This window comes from Bacillus sp. JJ1566, assembly GCF_036962685.1.
In the GTDB taxonomy this organism is placed as follows: Bacteria; Bacillota; Bacilli; order Bacillales; family Bacillaceae_L; genus Ferdinandcohnia.
Window position 1 is genome coordinate 42,049 of record NZ_JBALOP010000054.1, and the last position, 16,992, is coordinate 59,040.

Consider the following 16,992-nt stretch of genomic DNA (forward strand, 5'->3'; position numbering starts at 1 on the left):
TAACTGTAGATACGATACATAGAAGGGAGCGTGCAATTGACTAATTCCGTTTTACCAAACTAAAAATGGAGGTATGTGAATGAAGAAATTAGTTAGTTTTTCGATTGTTCTTTTACTCGTATTAACCATGTTTGCAGGAATATCCTTTGCCGATCAGACAGACAATGTAGGGAAAGGGAACCAACATTTTATTGAAGGTGAACTGATTGTTTCGGTTGAGCCGAAGCAAAAGGGAAATACTGACTTTACCATTCAAAGTGCAGATAGTCTTAAGGGACAGGAAGATGTGCTAAAAGCGAAAGGTTTCACAATCATTGATACACTCCATGTAGAAGATACTTCAATTAACCCACTCCTAAGTAAAAATTTTAATAAAAAAGTAGTCGAGAAAATGGGCTTAGTCTATTTAGTTAAGTACTCTCCAGACAATTTCAAAACTAGTAATCTTGCAAAAAATGAATTGCGTCAAGAGTTAATGAATCTTGGTTTCAAAGTAAGGTATATTTCAGAAAACGAGAAAATGATGGCAATCGAAGGAACGGCGACGATCGAAGCGGTTCACCAAAATCAAAAATGGCATTACGATATGATTAAGGCACCACAAGCCTGGACAGTTACAAACGGATCTAGTGCTGTTAAGGTTGCCGTGTTGGATACAGGCATTGATCATAACCACCCTAGTCTAACGAATTTTGTGAACACTAGCTTAGGCAGAAGCTTTGTAGGTGGAACAACGATGGATGTTCAAGGCCATGGAACTCATGTTTCAGGAACGATTGCGAGTTATGGATCTGTTTCTGGTGTAATGCAGAATGCGACTCTAATTCCAGTGAAAGTACTAGGTGATGATGGATCTGGTTCTTTATATGGAATCACACAGGGAATTCTGTATGCAGCTGATATTGATGCAGATGTAATTAATATGTCTCTTGGTGGCGGTGGATATAACCAAAGCATGGATGAGGCAGTTCAAACAGCGACTGCACAAGGAACGATTGTGGTAGCCGCCTCAGGTAATGATGGCGCATCTAGTATTTCCTATCCAGCCGCATATAGTAGTGTAATCGCGGTTGGATCAGTAACATCTAGCAGAACACGTTCAAGCTTCTCAAACTACGGATCTGGATTAGAGCTAATGGCACCAGGCTCAAATATTTACAGTACTTATCCAAATAGTCGCTATACAACATTATCGGGAACATCAATGGCGACGCCACATGTTGCCGGGGTAGCGGGCCTAATAAGAGCGGCCAATCCGAATATTACTGTCTCACAAGCTAGACAAATTTTACGTGATACAGCCCAAGCGGCTGGTAGTTTTACCCAATATGGGTATGGGATCGTTGATGCCCATGCAGCAGTTGTTGCAGCTTCTGGAGGCGGTGGAACAACACCTCCACCACCATCATCAACCGATACTGTTACAACAGTTTCAACGAATTACAGTTATTATTATCGCGGGGAAACCATCTATGTTACGAGCACAGTTAAAGATTCCAACGGGGCTGCAGTTGCTAATGCAACAGTAAACTTTAAAATTACACGACCTAACGGCACAACCGTGACATCTTCTGCAACAACGAACACTTCAGGCGTGGCTACTTGGTCAATCGGAACTAGCTATTCGACCGCGACTGGAACATACCGTCTAGACGCAACTGCATCAAAAAGTGGTTATACAAGTAGTACTGCTTCAACTACGTTTCGGGTTTACTAAATGATTAGTCTACACCACCCGCATTCTTAATTTGAGTAGGGGAAGCCTTTAATTTTAAGGCTTCTCTTTTTTTAAAAGACCGAAAAACTAATTTTTGTTGCTATTTTCTTTTATATCTGTTATTCTAAATAAGAATTATCTTTGTTCTTTTTCAGATTAAGAATGTTTTCTTGTTTTTCGTCTAAGGTATTTGAACACTGATAGTAACATATGTGTGGATCGTCACACTAGGAGGCAAATTATTATGGAACAAGGTAAAGTTAAGTGGTTTAATGCAGAAAAAGGTTTTGGATTCATCGAGCGTGAAGGTGGAGAAGACGTATTCGTACATTTCTCAGCTATCCAAGGCGAAGGCTTCAAATCTTTAGACGAAGGTCAAAGTGTAACATTTGATGTAGAACAAGGACAACGTGGTCCACAAGCATCTAACGTTCGTAAAGCTTAATAATAACCATTAACAACTAAGGGGTGTACCGATTTCGGTACACCTCTTTTTATTTTGTAGGGAACCAGAGGCACGGTTCTTGTGGTCCCTCAAAGTTAAGAATTAGAGGAACCGTCCCCGTGTTCTAGTGTTCTTAATCGTCAATTACAGCTTTTCCTTGTTCACGTAACTTTTTTAAAGAGGCAATCATATGATTTATTTCTTCATCGGAATGTCTTTCCCATGAACTTAATTCAGCTATTATTTTCAAAGGAGATTTAGACCTATAGGAACGTGTCGGGTTACCAGGAAATCTTTTGTCAGTTAAGTTCGGATCATTTTCAAATTCACCTAATGGTTCCACTATATAAATCCTTTCTTTTGATTTAGACATTGCTAATTCAGCACCCCATTTAGCAGCATCTAATGTTGCAGTAAAGTATATATAGTTAGATTTCTTATCTTGGTAATTTGATAAGTGTTGCGGTTCTAACAAATCTCCAATTTTTAGTTCTGCTTTAGTACCATGAAAAAAAGGACCATTATCTAAGATAGCTTTTTTGTCATTCATATTGATACACCCCATATATTTTTAGATTTGCATATAACACTATAGTATAGGAATTACGAAAAGAATAGCCTATAAATAACTTTTTAATAGTAGTATAATGTAAGTAGAGAGAATGATATCGAACGACACATTTTTAATTGTTGAGTTTTTTGACTGACATTTTTTTAACAAACGGATGCTTTATTTGCAGAGGAAACATTCTAAATTACATACAAAAAGCTTGAGGTTTAAAAAATTCCTCAAGCTTTTTTTGTGCTATTTGCATTGTTATTAATTAATTCATATGCGATTTAACATGTGACTTTGGATTTTCTCCACGTTAACTGAACAACTTAACTAATATTGTCCTGTTTTTCTTAAAACCACCGTTTGCGCTGGTGCAAGTCTGGCACCTGCCAAAATAGAAAGTTCGTATTGAACCCCATCAATCAGGAGTTCCGCAACTTTGGTGCTTGTTACAGATTTAACGATTGATAAAGTCTCTACTTTTTTCCCTCGCTGAGTTAGATAGTCAACAACTGCATCATGAAACTTCTCTGGTTCCTTGTACCATTTGTACCAATCATCTAACTCGAAGCGAATTTCATTCCCACGTTCAACAAATGAGTTTACAAACCTCTTAAACATTTAAGATCTCCCCATTCCAAAGACAGGTTTCAATATGTATATAATTTTAATATAATAGATTTTGGAATATATGAAAAGGAAGTACATGATGAAAAGAAAATTAGTAATTAGTGGTTTAGTGCTCTTAATCATTTTTTTTATGTTATTCGGAACCTATAAATTAATGAATTCAAGGTCTTTCCAGTTATTTGGCGGACTCACTCAACAGGTAGAAATGGACCAAAAGGTGGTTGCTTTGACATTTGATGACGGTCCTTCTGAAAACGTGAACGAAATCCTACCGTTATTGGATACATATGATGTGAAGGCTACCTTCTTTTTAATTGGACAAGATATCGAGAAATTTCCAGGAGAAGCAAAGAAAATCGTGGAAGCGGGGCATCAGATTGGGAATCACACGTATTCCCATAATCGCATGGTCTTTAAATCGCCCTTCTATATAAAAGAAGAAATTGAAAAAACAGATCTACTCATTCGTGAAGCAGGGTATGAGGGTGAAATTGATTTCCGTCCACCAAACGGGAAAAAGCTCGTCGGCTTACCATACTATCTAAACAAGCAGAACAAAGACACAATCACCTGGAATATTGAGCCTGATAGCTACTTTAAAACACCTGAAGATAAAATTAAGTATGTGAGAGACACAATACATCCAGGATCAATCATCCTGCTGCATCCAATGTATGATGATATTAATAAGGTCTTAGAAGAAATTGAGGGGATTATCCAATCCCTTCAAAAAGAGGGGTACACTTTCGTAACGGTAAATGAGCTTCAAAGACCTTAGCTAAATATTATAATGTTTTCATTTTGTAAGATTGGGACACACCTTAAGAGTAGTAAGGAAATAGAATATGGTAAAGCAAGAATTGGGGTGTAGTTCTGGAAACAATTGAGATACATGGTTTCAGCCAATTTTCCAAGGGCGAGCTTGCATCAGTCATCATGGCTCATATAAAAGGGTCAATTCATGATTTAGATATTGAAATCAAAAAGGTTGCCATCATCGGTAGTCGTCTATATGCTGATTTTCATGCTGAAAGTGATTTGGATGTCGCGATTGAGTACAGTGGCACAGAAAGAGAAGTCGATGTCTTTCAACATTTAATGGAAGAAATTTTTTATATTGATTTTATAAAAGTTGATTTTTTGCCGTATTGGGATTTGAAGGGTCATGGAATCGGGAATCGCAAGCATTTTGTTCTTTTTAATGCTTCAGATCATTTCTAGAAAATCTCGTTTATTTATAGGTGTTATAAGACTGTAAAAAAATACCTCGAAACCTTTTCCGTTCTAAACCGTAAATAAGTTATGCCAAAAAACGGAGGGGATTTTTTGAAGAAACGCTTTTTAGTCTTTTCGCTAGTTGGGATGCTTTTTCTTGGAGCTTGTTCCATCCTTGAGGATGTTAATAATACGTTAACGTATGTGAATGAGGCAACGGATTATGTCAATGAGGTGAGCACTTTTATCAATGAGGCTCCCACTCTAGCAGAACAGGCTGTTACTGATGAACAGGCTAGAGCCGACCTAGAGACCATGCTTACTGAAATGCAGGATGATATGGCAGCATTTAACTCACTCCAGCCACCAGAAGTAGCGGCGGACCTTCATCAGCAAATCGTTGATAATAACCAAAAAGCAGAAGAAGGTATTAATCTATATCTGGATAATATCGAGAACGGACAAATAGATCCAGCACTATTTGAAAATAGTGAGGTTTTTCAAACCTTACAGAACGTAACCAATACAATTGACCAACTCCAACAACTAGGGGAATAACCAAAACCAGGCGCATCTTTTCATAATAAGATGCGCCTGGTTTTTTAGTCTTAAAAAGGATATTTTCGATCCTGCGTTTGAATAGAAACCCATTTCGTTATGGTATATTCTTCAATCATCCACGGATTTCCGAATCTACCTAAACCACTTGCTTTATTACCACCGAATGGGATGTTTGGCGCATCGTTAACGGTTTGGTCATTGAGATGTGTCATGCCACTGTCAATTTGCAAGGCCAATTCTTCTCCATGGGCAAGATCACTAGTGAATATCGCCGAGCTTAGACCGTATTCCGTATCATTCGCTATTTCGATTGCCTCATCGTCCGTTCCCGCCTTAATAATAGTGGCGATTGGAGCAAATAATTCAGTTTGTGCTAGTTTGCTAGAGCGATCTACATCGATAAACACATATGGTGTTAATACATTGCCGATACGTTGCCCCTCAAGAGCCAGTGTCGCACCATCATTTTTTGCAACTTCAATATAGTTCATCGCTTTTTCAAGCTGTGTTTCGTTAATGAGTGGTCCAATAATGGTCTTTGGATCACGTTGATCCCCATAAGGAACGGCTTTCGCTCTTTCTACAAACTTTTCCACAAACTCATCATGTACATCCTTGTGAACAATCATGCGGTTGATAATCATACAAATTTGTCCCTGATGAATAAACTTTCCGAAGATGGCAGCATTAACAGCTTGGTCAACATCAGCATCAGAAAGCACAACAAGTGGGCTGTTTCCACCTAATTCAAGGGCAACTCGCTTTAAATGCTGCCCAGCAATTCCGCCAATATGACGACCTACCGCAGACGAACCCGTAAAGCTAATTAGCTTAGCGTGCTTATTAGTTAGCATCGCATCACCGATTTCATTAATATCAGTTAAGACAACATTTAATACACCCTTCGGAAGACCAGCATATTCAAATGCTTTGGCTATGATTGAACCACCTGAAAGACCGACCTGAATATCTGGTTTGTGAACGACACTGTTCCCAAGTGCTATAGCTGGTACAATCGCCCTCAATGATAGATTCAGAGGGAAATTAAAAGGGGAGATGGTGGAAATAACCCCTAATGGTAACCTGTAAATATGGTTGAGCTTATCGGGTGAACCAGGGATTTCCTTTACCTTATAGATTTCATCTGCATATTTAATAGATTCCTCTAAGATTTCCAACGCAAGGTGATGTTCAACATTGCATTTTAAAATACTTCCACCTGTTTCGAGATTAAGGATTTCTACAATTTCATCGCGATTATTCTTTAGGAAATCTGTGGCTTTTTGGAGAACCTCTCTGCGTTGTTCGACAGTGGATTTAGCCCATTCTTTTTGTGCATTTTTAGCAATTTCAAATGTCTCTTCGACCTGACCTTTCGACGCCAATTTGACCGTTGTAATAACGGAGCGATCGAAAGGATTTAGAATATCATATGACTGGTCACTGTTACCTTCAATCCACTCACCATTAATAAAACTCCTACTGGTTTCTGCATTGATTAGACTATTCGTCACTTCTTTAAATTGCTGCATGTAAAAACCCCTTTCTTATTTAAAAAAATGATAGCGTTTACATGGTGCTTTATAGCAAGTATATCAGCTTTAAAAAATAAGAAAAGCCTGTTGTTGCTCTATGTGGAACACTGGATAAAACTTTCAGAACTTAAACTATGAAAAGGTAATCTTTTTAAGGTCTGATTGTTGAACATATTCAGTTACGGTATGATAAAAGATATTCCAACAATAAAGAGGTAGATAGAATGATATTTCTCGAAAACACACCCAATTTAACTGGAGTTTCGGTATATGGGGATCAATTTGATTTAGATAAATTGTACGACTCCCTACATACGATTGTAGGGGAAGAGGGAGAATATCCTGCTTATGAAAGTGCGCGTTTACGCGTGTTAGGGGTATGCTACGATATTCGTCACGCCATAATGGGCGATAGAAAAATCAGTTTAATCGACAATGGGATAACACCAGAAATAATGAAATTTCATTCTGTTATCGCACCGAAACATAATGCATATTTAGGCTTTAACGTCCTTTGGCCGGAGCTATTGTTTGTAACGATGGCATTAAATGATTTTATTAAGCTCTATGCCAGAAAGGTTTCAAAAGGTAATTACTATGAAACCCTCGATCATCGTGCAATCTGGGATTCTTCCATAGCGTCCGTTCGAAGTTTTCAAGCTGCAATTGCAACTCACCTGTTGAATTCGATACCCGAAACATCGCATGTCCGAATCCTACGATTAATGAATCCAACTTACAATACATTCGGTTCCTATGCAACGCAATACTTAGACAAACTCAACGGTAAATTCATTAGGATGACAAAAGAAAAACGTGAAAAAAACATTACCGTCATGGCAAAGCGAATTGCTGAACAAGGGGACGACTACCAGGATGTTAAGTCTGATGTGCTAGAGGCTGCGAGAGAATATAACTGCTCAATTACCGAAATACAACCAATAAAAGATGAGTATCCAGACGATTTTGATTGGTAAAACAGGAGGAAATCATGTCCATACACTTTAGGTAGTCGGTGGAAATGCACGGCCCTAAAATACATTAAAAGGGAAAACCCCATTATCAGGATTTTCCCTCCATAACCAATGTCAGCGACAGCTATTTAATATGCTATGCAATCCCAGCCTTCATTAGCATTCCATCTAGTGAACGTTCCATTTGTTGTTCCATCCATCACGCAGTCTGAATTAATTTTTCTAGATTTTGTATTGGTTTCAATCGTTTCGTTTTTATTCATTATTGCCTCTGTACTAAGCGTGGACCTATTCCTGTCTTTTCTTTTTTCTAAGGAGGAACCACACAATGAAAATAATAGCAATTGGAATAATCACTGGTGATAATCCAACCACGAATACTACTAAACCGGATAAAACGGAGATGATTCCGTTAATCGTATCGACAAATAGACTTTTTGCTTTTTGCCAGGTATTTAAAGAGCTGTTGTCCCTGATAGAATCAATTTTAACTAATTGCTCTTCTAGATGAATCGTAACAGTTGAATAATCAACATTATTTTGTAAAAAGTTCATTCTTCCTAAAATTTGTTCTTTCTCTTCTTGGACCTTTGCAAGATCATTTGATATTTTTAAAAGGTCCTCTGTTTTCTCGGCTTGATCCATTAAAGTTAGCAGCCTTTTTTCGACTGCTTCTTTTGCCTTTAATCGTGATTCTAGGTCCACAAATTCCTCTGTTACATCGTTACCCGAAATATTTTTCTCTACCACTTTTATACTGTTTTTTTCTATATCCTGTATATAGGATTGAAAATGTGACTGCGGTATTTTAATAATAATGGTGCCATTAATCGATTCCGTTCCATCATATGTCGACGATTCCACCACATATCCACCTAGCTCAATTGCATGTTGTTGGATTTTTGCTTCCACTGAACGAAATTCTTTTACCTGTATGGACAGATTTGCATTGTAAATAAACATGCGGTCATTTTCAATGCTATCGCTTCCATTATTACTTACCTTATTTTCAGTATCAGCTGTTATTTGAGGTTCCATCATTTCTTCTTCTTTGCTAAAATCTTTATTCATTTCTGTTCGCGGTCCATCCATAGTGGCGCCACCCGCTTTGCTTTCGGAACTCTGATTACTGCACCCAGTTAATAATAATAGAAACAACACGAGCAATTTTAAGAAAAGATTTCCTCTTTTCATTCATTTTCCCCCTTAGGTCTTTACCTATTAGACGGATTATAAAAGAATTTGTTTCATGACTTGTCGGGAGGTTAAGGTTTGCGTATTATTAATACAAAAGAATGACCTTGCAAGTACTTTTCGCAAGGCCATTTCATTATTAGAAAAGTGTATTTAATACCATGAAAAAACAAAAGAAGCTTGTGGATTAATAACGGGTTCGGTTGTTGAGTACAAAATGTAAAAAGGTAATACAAATGGGAGTTCAATTCGCAAATGAATTGGACTCCCATTGTTTATCGGTATATCAATATTTTTATAAAAATATCCTCCATAATAGCATTAGAATTAACACAATAATTAGCAATTGACTGCTGACTAACAATCAGTATACCAATTCCCATTTCGACGGCTGAAATAGGAGAAAGAACGAAAGATTACGAATTGTTAACGCCAAAGCAGTACCGAACAAAATACAAAGATCTATTGTTCAATCCAACTGAATTTACTTGGAACGGTAATATCTATAAAATTCAGTACAATCATTGTTCCAATCCGTAGCAGTAAGTCGAGCAGTTTAGCTCGATTTATTTATTTAACAAGGCGTTTGGGATATTATGTTAAAATATGTAAAAGGGGGTTGCATATGAATAGATTAAAAGGAAAGGTAATCCTATGTTTTATCTTAATAATTCTAACAGTAGCTCTAACGGCCTGTACTTCAAGCCCAAATTTCGAGCTGTATGAAGGACATTCTTTAAGAATAGCAGTGGTTGGGGAATCACCGGAAGTAAAAGAGGAACAAGTGAGATTTACAGAAATTTCATTTGATGAAATGACAAGTGAAGAATTGAAGTCTTATGATGCAGTCTTTATCCGGGAAGATAATCTTTCAGAGGCTGCTGAAAGCCAATATGCGGATGTTTACTTAAATTCAACAATTCCATTTTTCTTTATTGGAACTGATAATTTTGTTCCTTTTACTGAAAAGGATTTGGAGTATGACAAGACTTCGAATTGGACTGGTAGTTATGCTACTGGCGTTCTTAAATCACAAGAAGATGATAGGTTAAAAAAATGGGAATATGGTTTGTATAATGATGAAAAGACCGATGAACACATTAAAGAAATGTATTCAAGAATTTTCAAGACAATTGATGAACTAAATAAATAGTGAAAAAGGGAGCATAACGAATATGCTCCTTATTACTGCTAATTTTGTTGCTATTTAAGGTACTAATATGCAACTAAATGACTATCTTTTTTTACTGTTATTTATCAGTTTGTACTTCTGAACCGAACCCGTTAGTGGATTAACTAGCTCTTTTTAATACACAAAATAAATCAAAATCGAAGTAACAATCCCAATCCAAATTGCTAGCAAGATACAATATCCCATAATATGGCGAATATGGAGACCGACGATACTTAAGATTGGCAATGCCCAGAATGGTTGAATGAGATTTGTCCACGCATCTCCCCATCCCACTACCATTGCAATAACGCCCGGATTTACTCCTAGCTCCATTCCAGCCGGAACGGATAGCGGTCCTTGAAGTGCCCATTGACCACCACCAGATGGTGCCAGCATGTTGACAAGTCCGGCAGTCCAATAGGTAAAGACCCCAAATGACTCCGTGCTTGCAACAGAGGTCATGCCTTTAATAATGATATCGGCAAGCCCTGAGCTTCCAAGGAGTGCGATGATACCTGCATAAAAAGGAAATTGGAGAATGATAGGTGAAATGGAACCAGCCGCTTCCTGAAATGCTTTACCGTATTGACTAAGGGAACGGTGAAAAATTAATCCTAATGATAAAAATAAGATATTAATGAGATTTAGATTGATATCCGTTCCGTTTGCAAATTGTAAAACTGTATAAATAACACCAACTAATCCAATTAAAATTCCTAATATAGGAGTATTTTCTAAGCGAAGGGCAGGTGTATTTTTTTCAGTGACTTCAGTACTGCCAGTCTGTTGTTCCTTTTCTTTTAGGGTAAATGGAATGATATTCTTTGTAGGAGCCATTAATAGAATGAATATTGGCATCGTGATCACGAGGGTTAATAGGATAATGACGGTACCTGGATGAAAAATTGTTTCAGAGGTTGGGATGACGCCCATTACATCGGCTAGAAAATGGTTTTCCGTTGCGACAGTTAATCCAATAGAACTTGAAAGTCCTGCTGTGTAAAGCGCGGTGGGTGCATATGCACATGCAACTAACAATGGAAAATGAGCATTTTGATTTCGTTTTCCAACCTCACGAGCAACAATGGCTCCAACGATTACAGCTAACCCCCAGTTAATATAATAGGCTGCGGACGTGATTAAGAATGTGAAAAGATAGGCTTTCTTTGCCGTGTTAGCTTTAGCTGAGATTGCCTCTAAGCCTCTCCGAATAAAAGGGACCGAAGCAAGTACCATTCCCGTCATAAGCAAAAGCACCATCTGCATCGTGAAAGCTAAATATGTCCAAAACCCATCTCCATACGACGTAAACAAATTCATTGGATCAGCAGGAGTCGTAAAAAAGGCCAAGACAAACACAAACAAAGTCATCAACACAGCAATAACAAACGCATCTGGCAAATACCGCTGAATCACACGCGAAAAACGTTCTGACACTCTGTTTAACATATTTTCCCCTCCTTTTTACTACCAAAGGTATGAGGGGGAAGGTTCTAATATGACAAGTGTATAGGAGGATAAAAATAATAGGAAAGAGGACCTAATGGTCAGGTATTTCCATTGGGGAAATCCGGTACATATGAATTGATATGCCAGTACCATGTAAAGGAAGGATAGGTTAGAGGAATAATCCTTAACAAACAAGCAGAGCCAAATGACCCTGCCTGTCGTTTATTGAGTATTATTTATTTCTCATTTTAAAAATTGCTCATGATATAACTCAGGGTCTGCTTTGACTTTAGGTCCTTTTTTAGGCTTTGGTCCCATATTGTCAAAACGAGCTTGATCATAGATGGCAGATCCGACGATTTCAGCAACGTCTTGGAGTTTTTCTTTACTAATTTTGTCTATTGAGTCTTCTGGTGTATGATACCAAGGCTCTGATGGACTATGAATGAATAATGCAGCTGGGATTCCAGCTTCCGCAAATGGAACATGGTCACTTCTGCCACCAGCATAAAATGGAGTAGGCTCCCCATTTAGCCTTGTACTTGATGCTTGGGCAAGCTCCGTTACTAGATTTGGTTTGCCATCAAGTGTGGCCATTACTAAATTACCTGCATCACGACTTCCTACCATATCTAAATTGAAATTTGCAATAATACGGTCAAGTTCGTTCTCTGGTAGGTTTGAAACATAATGTGCAGAACCCAGTAGTCCAAGCTCCTCAGCACCAAACGTGATGAAACGAATTTCTGTATCTGTTGGAATGTCTTTAAATACACGGGCTAACTCAAGTGTCATAGCTGTACCCGATGCATCGTCATTTGCTCCAGGTGCACCCGCCACGGAATCATGGTGCGACCCAACAACAATTACATCATTTGTATCTTTTTTCTTATTCGTTGGCTTCTTTGTTGCAATAACATTATGGGAAATACTTTCACCAGCTCTTGCACCTTCAACCTGAAGGGAAGCTTGAAGAACCTCTCCGCTTACTAGCGCCTCATAAAGTGCATCACCTTCTGCTTTCGTTAAAGCAACAGCAGGCACATATTTATCATTCGCTTCTCCAAGTGTCCCATTTAAAGCTCCTGAAGTATTGTTGAAAATAATGACTCCTAAAGCTCCTTTATCTGCAGCATTCAAGACTTTCTCGGAAAATGAAATCTCGCCACGCTTAATAAGAGCAATTTTTCCAGTAAGGTCAGTGTCTTGAAGTTCTGCAACTGTCCCTAATCCTGCATAAACAAGATCCCCTGATACATCCCCGTTTACTGTGTAAGTGAAGGAACTTGGGTGGAGGGTACCGTCATAATTATTTACCGAAAGTTCGATTGAACTAGGGGGTGTATAGCCATAGAAGGTAAATGGTTGAATTTCAGTTTCATATCCGTAGGATTCGAATTGTTCTTTTATGTATTGAACAGCATTGTGTTCTGCTTCTGTCCCGGCGACACGTGGTGTTTCAGAAAGGTAGGCAATATTGTTATAAATATTGTCTACATTAAGCTCATTGATCACCTTGTGATCAAAGAACTTCTCCTTCTGGGATTGTGTTACTTCGATTGGTTTTGCAAACACAGCAGGTGTTGCAATGGCCCCAAAAGCAAGGGTTGTGGTAAGTCCAAATGATATTACTAGTTTTTTCATAAAATGCCTCCTCTTACTAGATTTATAGTATACGATAAAAGTGTATATCATTTGGAAAATTCTGATAAGTGAGCTTGTCCTTAGAAAAACATAGGTCAAAACTCATGTTTGCAAGGAATAACGATGCAACCGGGACGATAATCCTGTGAGGAAAATACTTCCAGAAGTGAAGAGGATATATTGAGGTGTGGGTATTGTCCACTTAGAATTTAATTCGTTTTGTCGAAAATAAGGACTAAACAAAAATGCAAAGGCTGCCCACCGCAAAGAGTTTAAGCGTGGCTGGCAGCCTTTTCATCTATTTCGTTTTATGATTTATTTTTATATCATGTTTTTTCACATATTCATAGATTTCGTGATTTGTTTGATCGTCATATTTTTTTACCCATTCTTTATTCGATAAATCAACAATCTCATTTCGGAGGGAGTGGTATTCTTCTTTCGCTTTTTCTTTTAGATCAAAGGTAAATTTTGAAGTGAAGTATAGCACTGCCCCGAAAAATAAGTCCCGAGCGATATGCTTATTCGTAAACAGCATATCGAAAATTGCAGAATTACCAAATGCTAATGGGGTGTATAAGAAATATTTAATAATTGAGTAGAAGGCATATCCAATTAACGTATACAAGAAAAAACGATGCATCGTTTTTTTGCGATTATGCTTTTCGTTAAATTTAAGTAAACGATCCAGTGAATCTCCATCAGCCCTTGAGATACTAGTTCCTTCCTGATGCCAAGGTGCTGCAAAACTGTTATCTGTCATTGTACTCCCCCTAACTTCCATTCACGATTCTATTCGTTTGGTATATATTATTTTTTGTTTAGGAGGAATATGACAAGCTTCCGGTGAAAAATTGTATTAGCTGGATTTTGCAATCAAATAAGCATCTACTAATAAAGATTATTGTTGAGGTGAAATCGAGTTAAAGCAGACAGGGATTATGACGAAATCATTTCTCAAAATTAAAAGGTGATCTTGCAATATTATCATGTGTAGTTGTCTTAAAATTTTCATGGTAGAATTAAAAGGAGTAACGGCTGAAGGATTAGTGTTTATTTGCGGACCTGACACTTTGCCAGATATAATTACAATAACTTGAACACTTACAACAAACTAGTCTAATGAAGCAGCTGAAATCAAAAGGTAGAAAAATTACTTAATTTTAGTGGGGGGAAATTAGCTTTGGCTAAAAATTATAGGGTGAAAGATATAATTTGGGAAGAACTTTTTGAACAATACAATATTCAAAAATATATCGATTCCTTTGGTTTTGCTAAAATTACTTCCGAACAGATTAATTCGTTAAAACCAGGTGTTCAGGCTCGACTTCAAGCAAAGTTCGATAATTCATCTCAATTACCTCCTATTTTTAAAAGACAGGGACTTGGAATACTACCTGTTAGTAATGGAGTATATCATATAGGAAAATTTGATATTTTTAAGGAATTTGAAATTGATTTGGAGGATGTACCTTTAACATATCTTTATCCAGAGATGGAATTTGAAACTATTTCGTTACAAGGAGAAAAATCTGAAGCAAATGCCTTACATATTGCTAGGGTATCAGGTGTTTTTAAGCACTTTTTCAATAATCGTGCAGAGTTAACACAGTCTGGAAGAATGAAAGTTGTAAAGCCTTTTGTTTTTAATATTAATAACATTTCACTCGAGGTATTGGGAAATCAACAGGTCGAAATTGATGCATTACTTGAGACAGAAAATGAAGTGATTATAGTAGAAGCAAAAAATGGTAAACCAAAAGATTTTTGTGTGCGTCAATTGTATTACCCCTTAAGGGTAATACAAAATAGATATGCTATTTCAAAGCCGATAAAGCCACTTTATTATCTGTATTCAGGAGAAACACATTATTTATTGGAATATAAATTTAATAATCCTGTCAACTATAATTCAATCGAATTCATAGGAGCACAAGCATATAGAGTTGATTTGGAAACAATAAGTGAATCAAGAATTCGTCACATAATACAAAAAACTAAGGTAATTGCTGAAGATAAGAGTAAGATCTTCCCTCAAGCTAATTCTATGACTAAAATTATTGACTTAGTTGAATGGATGTATAGGATTGAAACAGATACTCTTGAAGAATTTGAAGAAGAGGATTCAATATATAAGGATAATGGAGTAGACCATAAAGCTGTAGCATTAAGATATGGAATTGATATCAGGCAAGGACAGTACTATGCTACGTCTCTGGATTATTTAGGATTTGCAAGTAGAGCTAAGGTGAAAAATACATTTAAGTATAAATTAACAAAAATGGCTTATGAGTATTTGGGTGCAACACAAAACCAGAAAATAGATATAATGCTCTCAACTTGGTTTAGACACAGACCTATTAGAGCGGTAATTCTTGAATGCCTAAAAAATAAAGGACCGATCCCTAAAGACCAGGCTTTAAGTATTATTATAGAAAATGGGGCTATCTTGAATCAAGAAAAATCAACAGCACCAAGGAGAACTGAGGGAGTACTAGGATGGTATAAATGGCTTTCTAATTTAATGCAATAAATAATAACTACTTTATACAAAATAATGTAGTTTCCTTTATAATTAAAGATACAAATTAATATTATTTTTTGTAAAAACCTAAAGTGATTAAAGGAGAGGCATTAAATGAGTAAATTTGAAGCTAGTGATAAAACGGTTAAAGAAGTATTAACATATATATATGAAATACCTTTTTTCCAGAGAGGCTATTCGTGGAGTAAAGACCAAGTGTTACAATTTATGGACGATTTGAAGATGGTAAATACGGAGAGGCAAGAAGAGTATTTCCTGGGGCCTATTGTCCTAAACAAGGAAGATAAACATAAAATTCATGTTATTGATGGTCAACAACGAATTACTACGATAACTATATTTTTATGTGTTGTTAGAGACTTATTAATTAATATGGGTAAAAACAAAACTGCAGAACGTATTCATCAAAAATTTATTGCTGAACAAGACTTATCTGGGAAAGATACATATAAGCTCTCATTAGGTGAAGAAAGTAGGGGGTTTTTTAGACAATATATTCAAGTTCCTTACGGTGAAGAAAGAAGAAAATATGAATCTGATTTTAACAGTATTCCCAAAAAGAGAATTACTCCAGCTAATAAAGCTTTATGGGATGCTTATCAAAATATAACCAAAATTATTGAAGGTGAATGTGGTACCGATTATAACGAAAACGAGAATAAGCTAATAGACCTTGTCTCTACGGTAACAGAAAATTTTGTGCTAATTAGTATAAATGTTAATTCTGATAGTGACGCATTTATTATTTTTGAAACTCTAAATGAACGAGGCATGGATTTATCGATCTCGGATTTACTTAAAAACTATATTTTTTCTAAAGCTGAACCCGACGATTTAAAAGCAATTCAAGCTACATGGAGTAAAATGATGAGTGTTTTAAATCAAGTCAATATCACCCAATTCCTGCGACATTATTGGCTTTCTGAGCATGAAAAGGTCACTGAGAAAATGTTATATGACAAAATTAAAACACATCTAAAAAACAATAATGTAAGTGTCTATGATTTTGTACATGCATTGTATGATAGTTCAGTACTTTATATGAATATAATTAATCCGATGGAAGAGGATTGGTCAGATAAGAAAACATTCGAGTCTTTACGAAACATTAATACACTAAATTACAAAGCCTCTTACCCCGTTTTACTGGCTGGATATAACGCATTGTCACCATTTGAATTTAGAAAGCTAGTATGTTCTTGTGAAAATTTCATATTTAGTTATGTAACAATTACTGATCATAGTCCAAGTGACTTAGAAAATGTATTTGTTGATATATGTAAAAAATTAAGAACTAATAAAAATGAGGCTTTAACAGAAATTATTGACCACTTAAAGAAAGCATTACCTACT

General features: G+C 36.6%; 16 protein-coding genes. 9 read left to right on the top strand and 7 right to left on the bottom strand.

Going from position 1 to position 16,992, the window contains the following annotated elements:
* Positions 1–79 precede the first annotated feature (79 nt).
* Positions 80–1,717, top strand: coding sequence for a S8 family peptidase (locus V7112_RS19365; RefSeq protein ID WP_335422922.1), 1,638 nt, complete (start codon positions 80–82; stop codon positions 1,715–1,717).
* A 244-nt stretch (positions 1,718–1,961) separates the two neighbouring features.
* Entirely contained in the window at positions 1,962–2,162 is a 201-nt protein-coding gene (locus V7112_RS19370; RefSeq protein WP_136381765.1) for a cold-shock protein, read from the top strand.
* 133 nt (positions 2,163–2,295) lie between these two features.
* On the opposite strand, the gene arr is transcribed toward V7112_RS19370, so the two are convergent.
* Both arr and V7112_RS19380 read right to left on the bottom strand, forming a co-directional pair.
* Positions 2,296–2,712 (bottom strand): NAD(+)--rifampin ADP-ribosyltransferase, encoded by a 417-nt coding sequence (arr, locus tag V7112_RS19375; protein ID WP_335422926.1) that lies wholly within the window; start codon positions 2,710–2,712, stop codon positions 2,296–2,298.
* A 336-nt stretch (positions 2,713–3,048) separates the two neighbouring features.
* A complete protein-coding gene (locus V7112_RS19380) occupies positions 3,049–3,339 on the bottom strand; it encodes a hypothetical protein (protein ID WP_335422928.1) in 291 nt (96 codons plus the stop codon).
* An 88-nt stretch (positions 3,340–3,427) separates the two neighbouring features.
* On the opposite strand from V7112_RS19380, the gene V7112_RS19385 reads away from it, so the two are divergent.
* From V7112_RS19385 to V7112_RS19395, 3 genes are all read left to right on the top strand, one after another.
* Positions 3,428–4,126, top strand: a complete 699-nt coding sequence (locus V7112_RS19385; protein WP_335422929.1) for a polysaccharide deacetylase family protein — start codon at positions 3,428–3,430, stop codon at positions 4,124–4,126.
* A 158-nt stretch (positions 4,127–4,284) separates the two neighbouring features.
* Complete coding sequence (locus V7112_RS19390) at positions 4,285–4,569, top strand: nucleotidyltransferase domain-containing protein (protein ID WP_335422931.1); 285 nt, start codon at positions 4,285–4,287, stop codon at positions 4,567–4,569.
* A 105-nt stretch (positions 4,570–4,674) separates the two neighbouring features.
* Positions 4,675–5,121, top strand: coding sequence for a DUF6376 family protein (locus V7112_RS19395; protein ID WP_335422933.1), 447 nt, complete (start codon positions 4,675–4,677; stop codon positions 5,119–5,121).
* A 50-nt stretch (positions 5,122–5,171) separates the two neighbouring features.
* Here the strand turns inward: V7112_RS19395 and V7112_RS19400 are convergent, their stop codons facing one another.
* Positions 5,172–6,656 carry an aldehyde dehydrogenase family protein gene (locus V7112_RS19400; protein ID WP_438823924.1) on the bottom strand — a complete coding sequence of 495 codons (1,485 nt, stop codon included), beginning with the start codon at positions 6,654–6,656 and terminating at the stop codon, positions 5,172–5,174.
* 227 nt (positions 6,657–6,883) lie between these two features.
* Between V7112_RS19400 and V7112_RS19405 the strand changes: the two genes are divergently transcribed.
* A complete protein-coding gene (locus V7112_RS19405) occupies positions 6,884–7,636 on the top strand; it encodes a DUF6904 family protein (RefSeq protein WP_335422935.1) in 753 nt (250 codons plus the stop codon).
* 285 nt (positions 7,637–7,921) lie between these two features.
* On the opposite strand, the gene V7112_RS19410 is transcribed toward V7112_RS19405, so the two are convergent.
* A complete protein-coding gene (locus V7112_RS19410; protein WP_335422937.1) occupies positions 7,922–8,827 on the bottom strand; it encodes a DUF4349 domain-containing protein in 906 nt (301 codons plus the stop codon).
* A 625-nt stretch (positions 8,828–9,452) separates the two neighbouring features.
* Here V7112_RS19410 and V7112_RS19415 point away from each other — a divergent pair.
* A complete protein-coding gene (locus V7112_RS19415) occupies positions 9,453–9,980 on the top strand; it encodes a hypothetical protein (protein ID WP_335422939.1) in 528 nt (175 codons plus the stop codon).
* A gap of 153 nt (positions 9,981–10,133) precedes the next feature.
* Here the strand turns inward: V7112_RS19415 and V7112_RS19420 are convergent, their stop codons facing one another.
* From V7112_RS19420 to V7112_RS19430, 3 genes are all read right to left on the bottom strand, one after another.
* The gene (locus V7112_RS19420) at positions 10,134–11,450 is read right to left on the bottom strand and encodes a short-chain fatty acid transporter (protein WP_335422940.1); all 1,317 of its coding nucleotides are present in this window, start codon (positions 11,448–11,450) and stop codon (positions 10,134–10,136) included.
* A 243-nt stretch (positions 11,451–11,693) separates the two neighbouring features.
* On the bottom strand, positions 11,694–13,094 hold the full coding sequence (locus tag V7112_RS19425) for a M28 family peptidase (RefSeq protein WP_335422942.1): 1,401 nt from the start codon (positions 13,092–13,094) through the stop codon (positions 11,694–11,696).
* A 298-nt stretch (positions 13,095–13,392) separates the two neighbouring features.
* Positions 13,393–13,857, bottom strand: a complete 465-nt coding sequence (locus tag V7112_RS19430; RefSeq protein ID WP_335422944.1) for a DUF2663 family protein — start codon at positions 13,855–13,857, stop codon at positions 13,393–13,395.
* A gap of 420 nt (positions 13,858–14,277) precedes the next feature.
* On the opposite strand from V7112_RS19430, the gene V7112_RS19435 reads away from it, so the two are divergent.
* Both V7112_RS19435 and V7112_RS19440 read left to right on the top strand, forming a co-directional pair.
* Positions 14,278–15,627 (top strand): type II restriction enzyme, encoded by a 1,350-nt coding sequence (locus V7112_RS19435; RefSeq protein WP_335422945.1) that lies wholly within the window; start codon positions 14,278–14,280, stop codon positions 15,625–15,627.
* 105 nt (positions 15,628–15,732) lie between these two features.
* The coding region (locus V7112_RS19440) for a DUF262 domain-containing protein (protein WP_335422948.1) at positions 15,733–16,992 on the top strand (1,260 nt) is incomplete at its 3' end.

Coding starts and splice junctions, on each gene's coding strand:
- V7112_RS19410 (WP_335422937.1), bottom strand. CDS start 8,827: ATGAAAAGAGGAAATCTTTTCTTAAAATTGCTCGTGTTGTTTCTATTA.
- V7112_RS19390 (WP_335422931.1), top strand. CDS start 4,285: ATGGCTCATATAAAAGGGTCAATTCATGATTTAGATATTGAAATCAAA.
- V7112_RS19365 (WP_335422922.1), top strand. CDS start 80: ATGAAGAAATTAGTTAGTTTTTCGATTGTTCTTTTACTCGTATTAACC.
- V7112_RS19420 (WP_335422940.1), bottom strand. CDS start 11,450: ATGTTAAACAGAGTGTCAGAACGTTTTTCGCGTGTGATTCAGCGGTAT.
- V7112_RS19370 (WP_136381765.1), top strand. CDS start 1,962: ATGGAACAAGGTAAAGTTAAGTGGTTTAATGCAGAAAAAGGTTTTGGA.
- arr (WP_335422926.1), bottom strand. CDS start 2,712: ATGAATGACAAAAAAGCTATCTTAGATAATGGTCCTTTTTTTCATGGT.
- V7112_RS19415 (WP_335422939.1), top strand. CDS start 9,453: ATGAATAGATTAAAAGGAAAGGTAATCCTATGTTTTATCTTAATAATT.
- V7112_RS19425 (WP_335422942.1), bottom strand. CDS start 13,094: ATGAAAAAACTAGTAATATCATTTGGACTTACCACAACCCTTGCTTTT.
- V7112_RS19400 (WP_438823924.1), bottom strand. CDS start 6,656: ATGCAGCAATTTAAAGAAGTGACGAATAGTCTAATCAATGCAGAAACC.
- V7112_RS19385 (WP_335422929.1), top strand. CDS start 3,428: ATGAAAAGAAAATTAGTAATTAGTGGTTTAGTGCTCTTAATCATTTTT.
- V7112_RS19405 (WP_335422935.1), top strand. CDS start 6,884: ATGATATTTCTCGAAAACACACCCAATTTAACTGGAGTTTCGGTATAT.
- V7112_RS19430 (WP_335422944.1), bottom strand. CDS start 13,857: ATGACAGATAACAGTTTTGCAGCACCTTGGCATCAGGAAGGAACTAGT.
- V7112_RS19380 (WP_335422928.1), bottom strand. CDS start 3,339: ATGTTTAAGAGGTTTGTAAACTCATTTGTTGAACGTGGGAATGAAATT.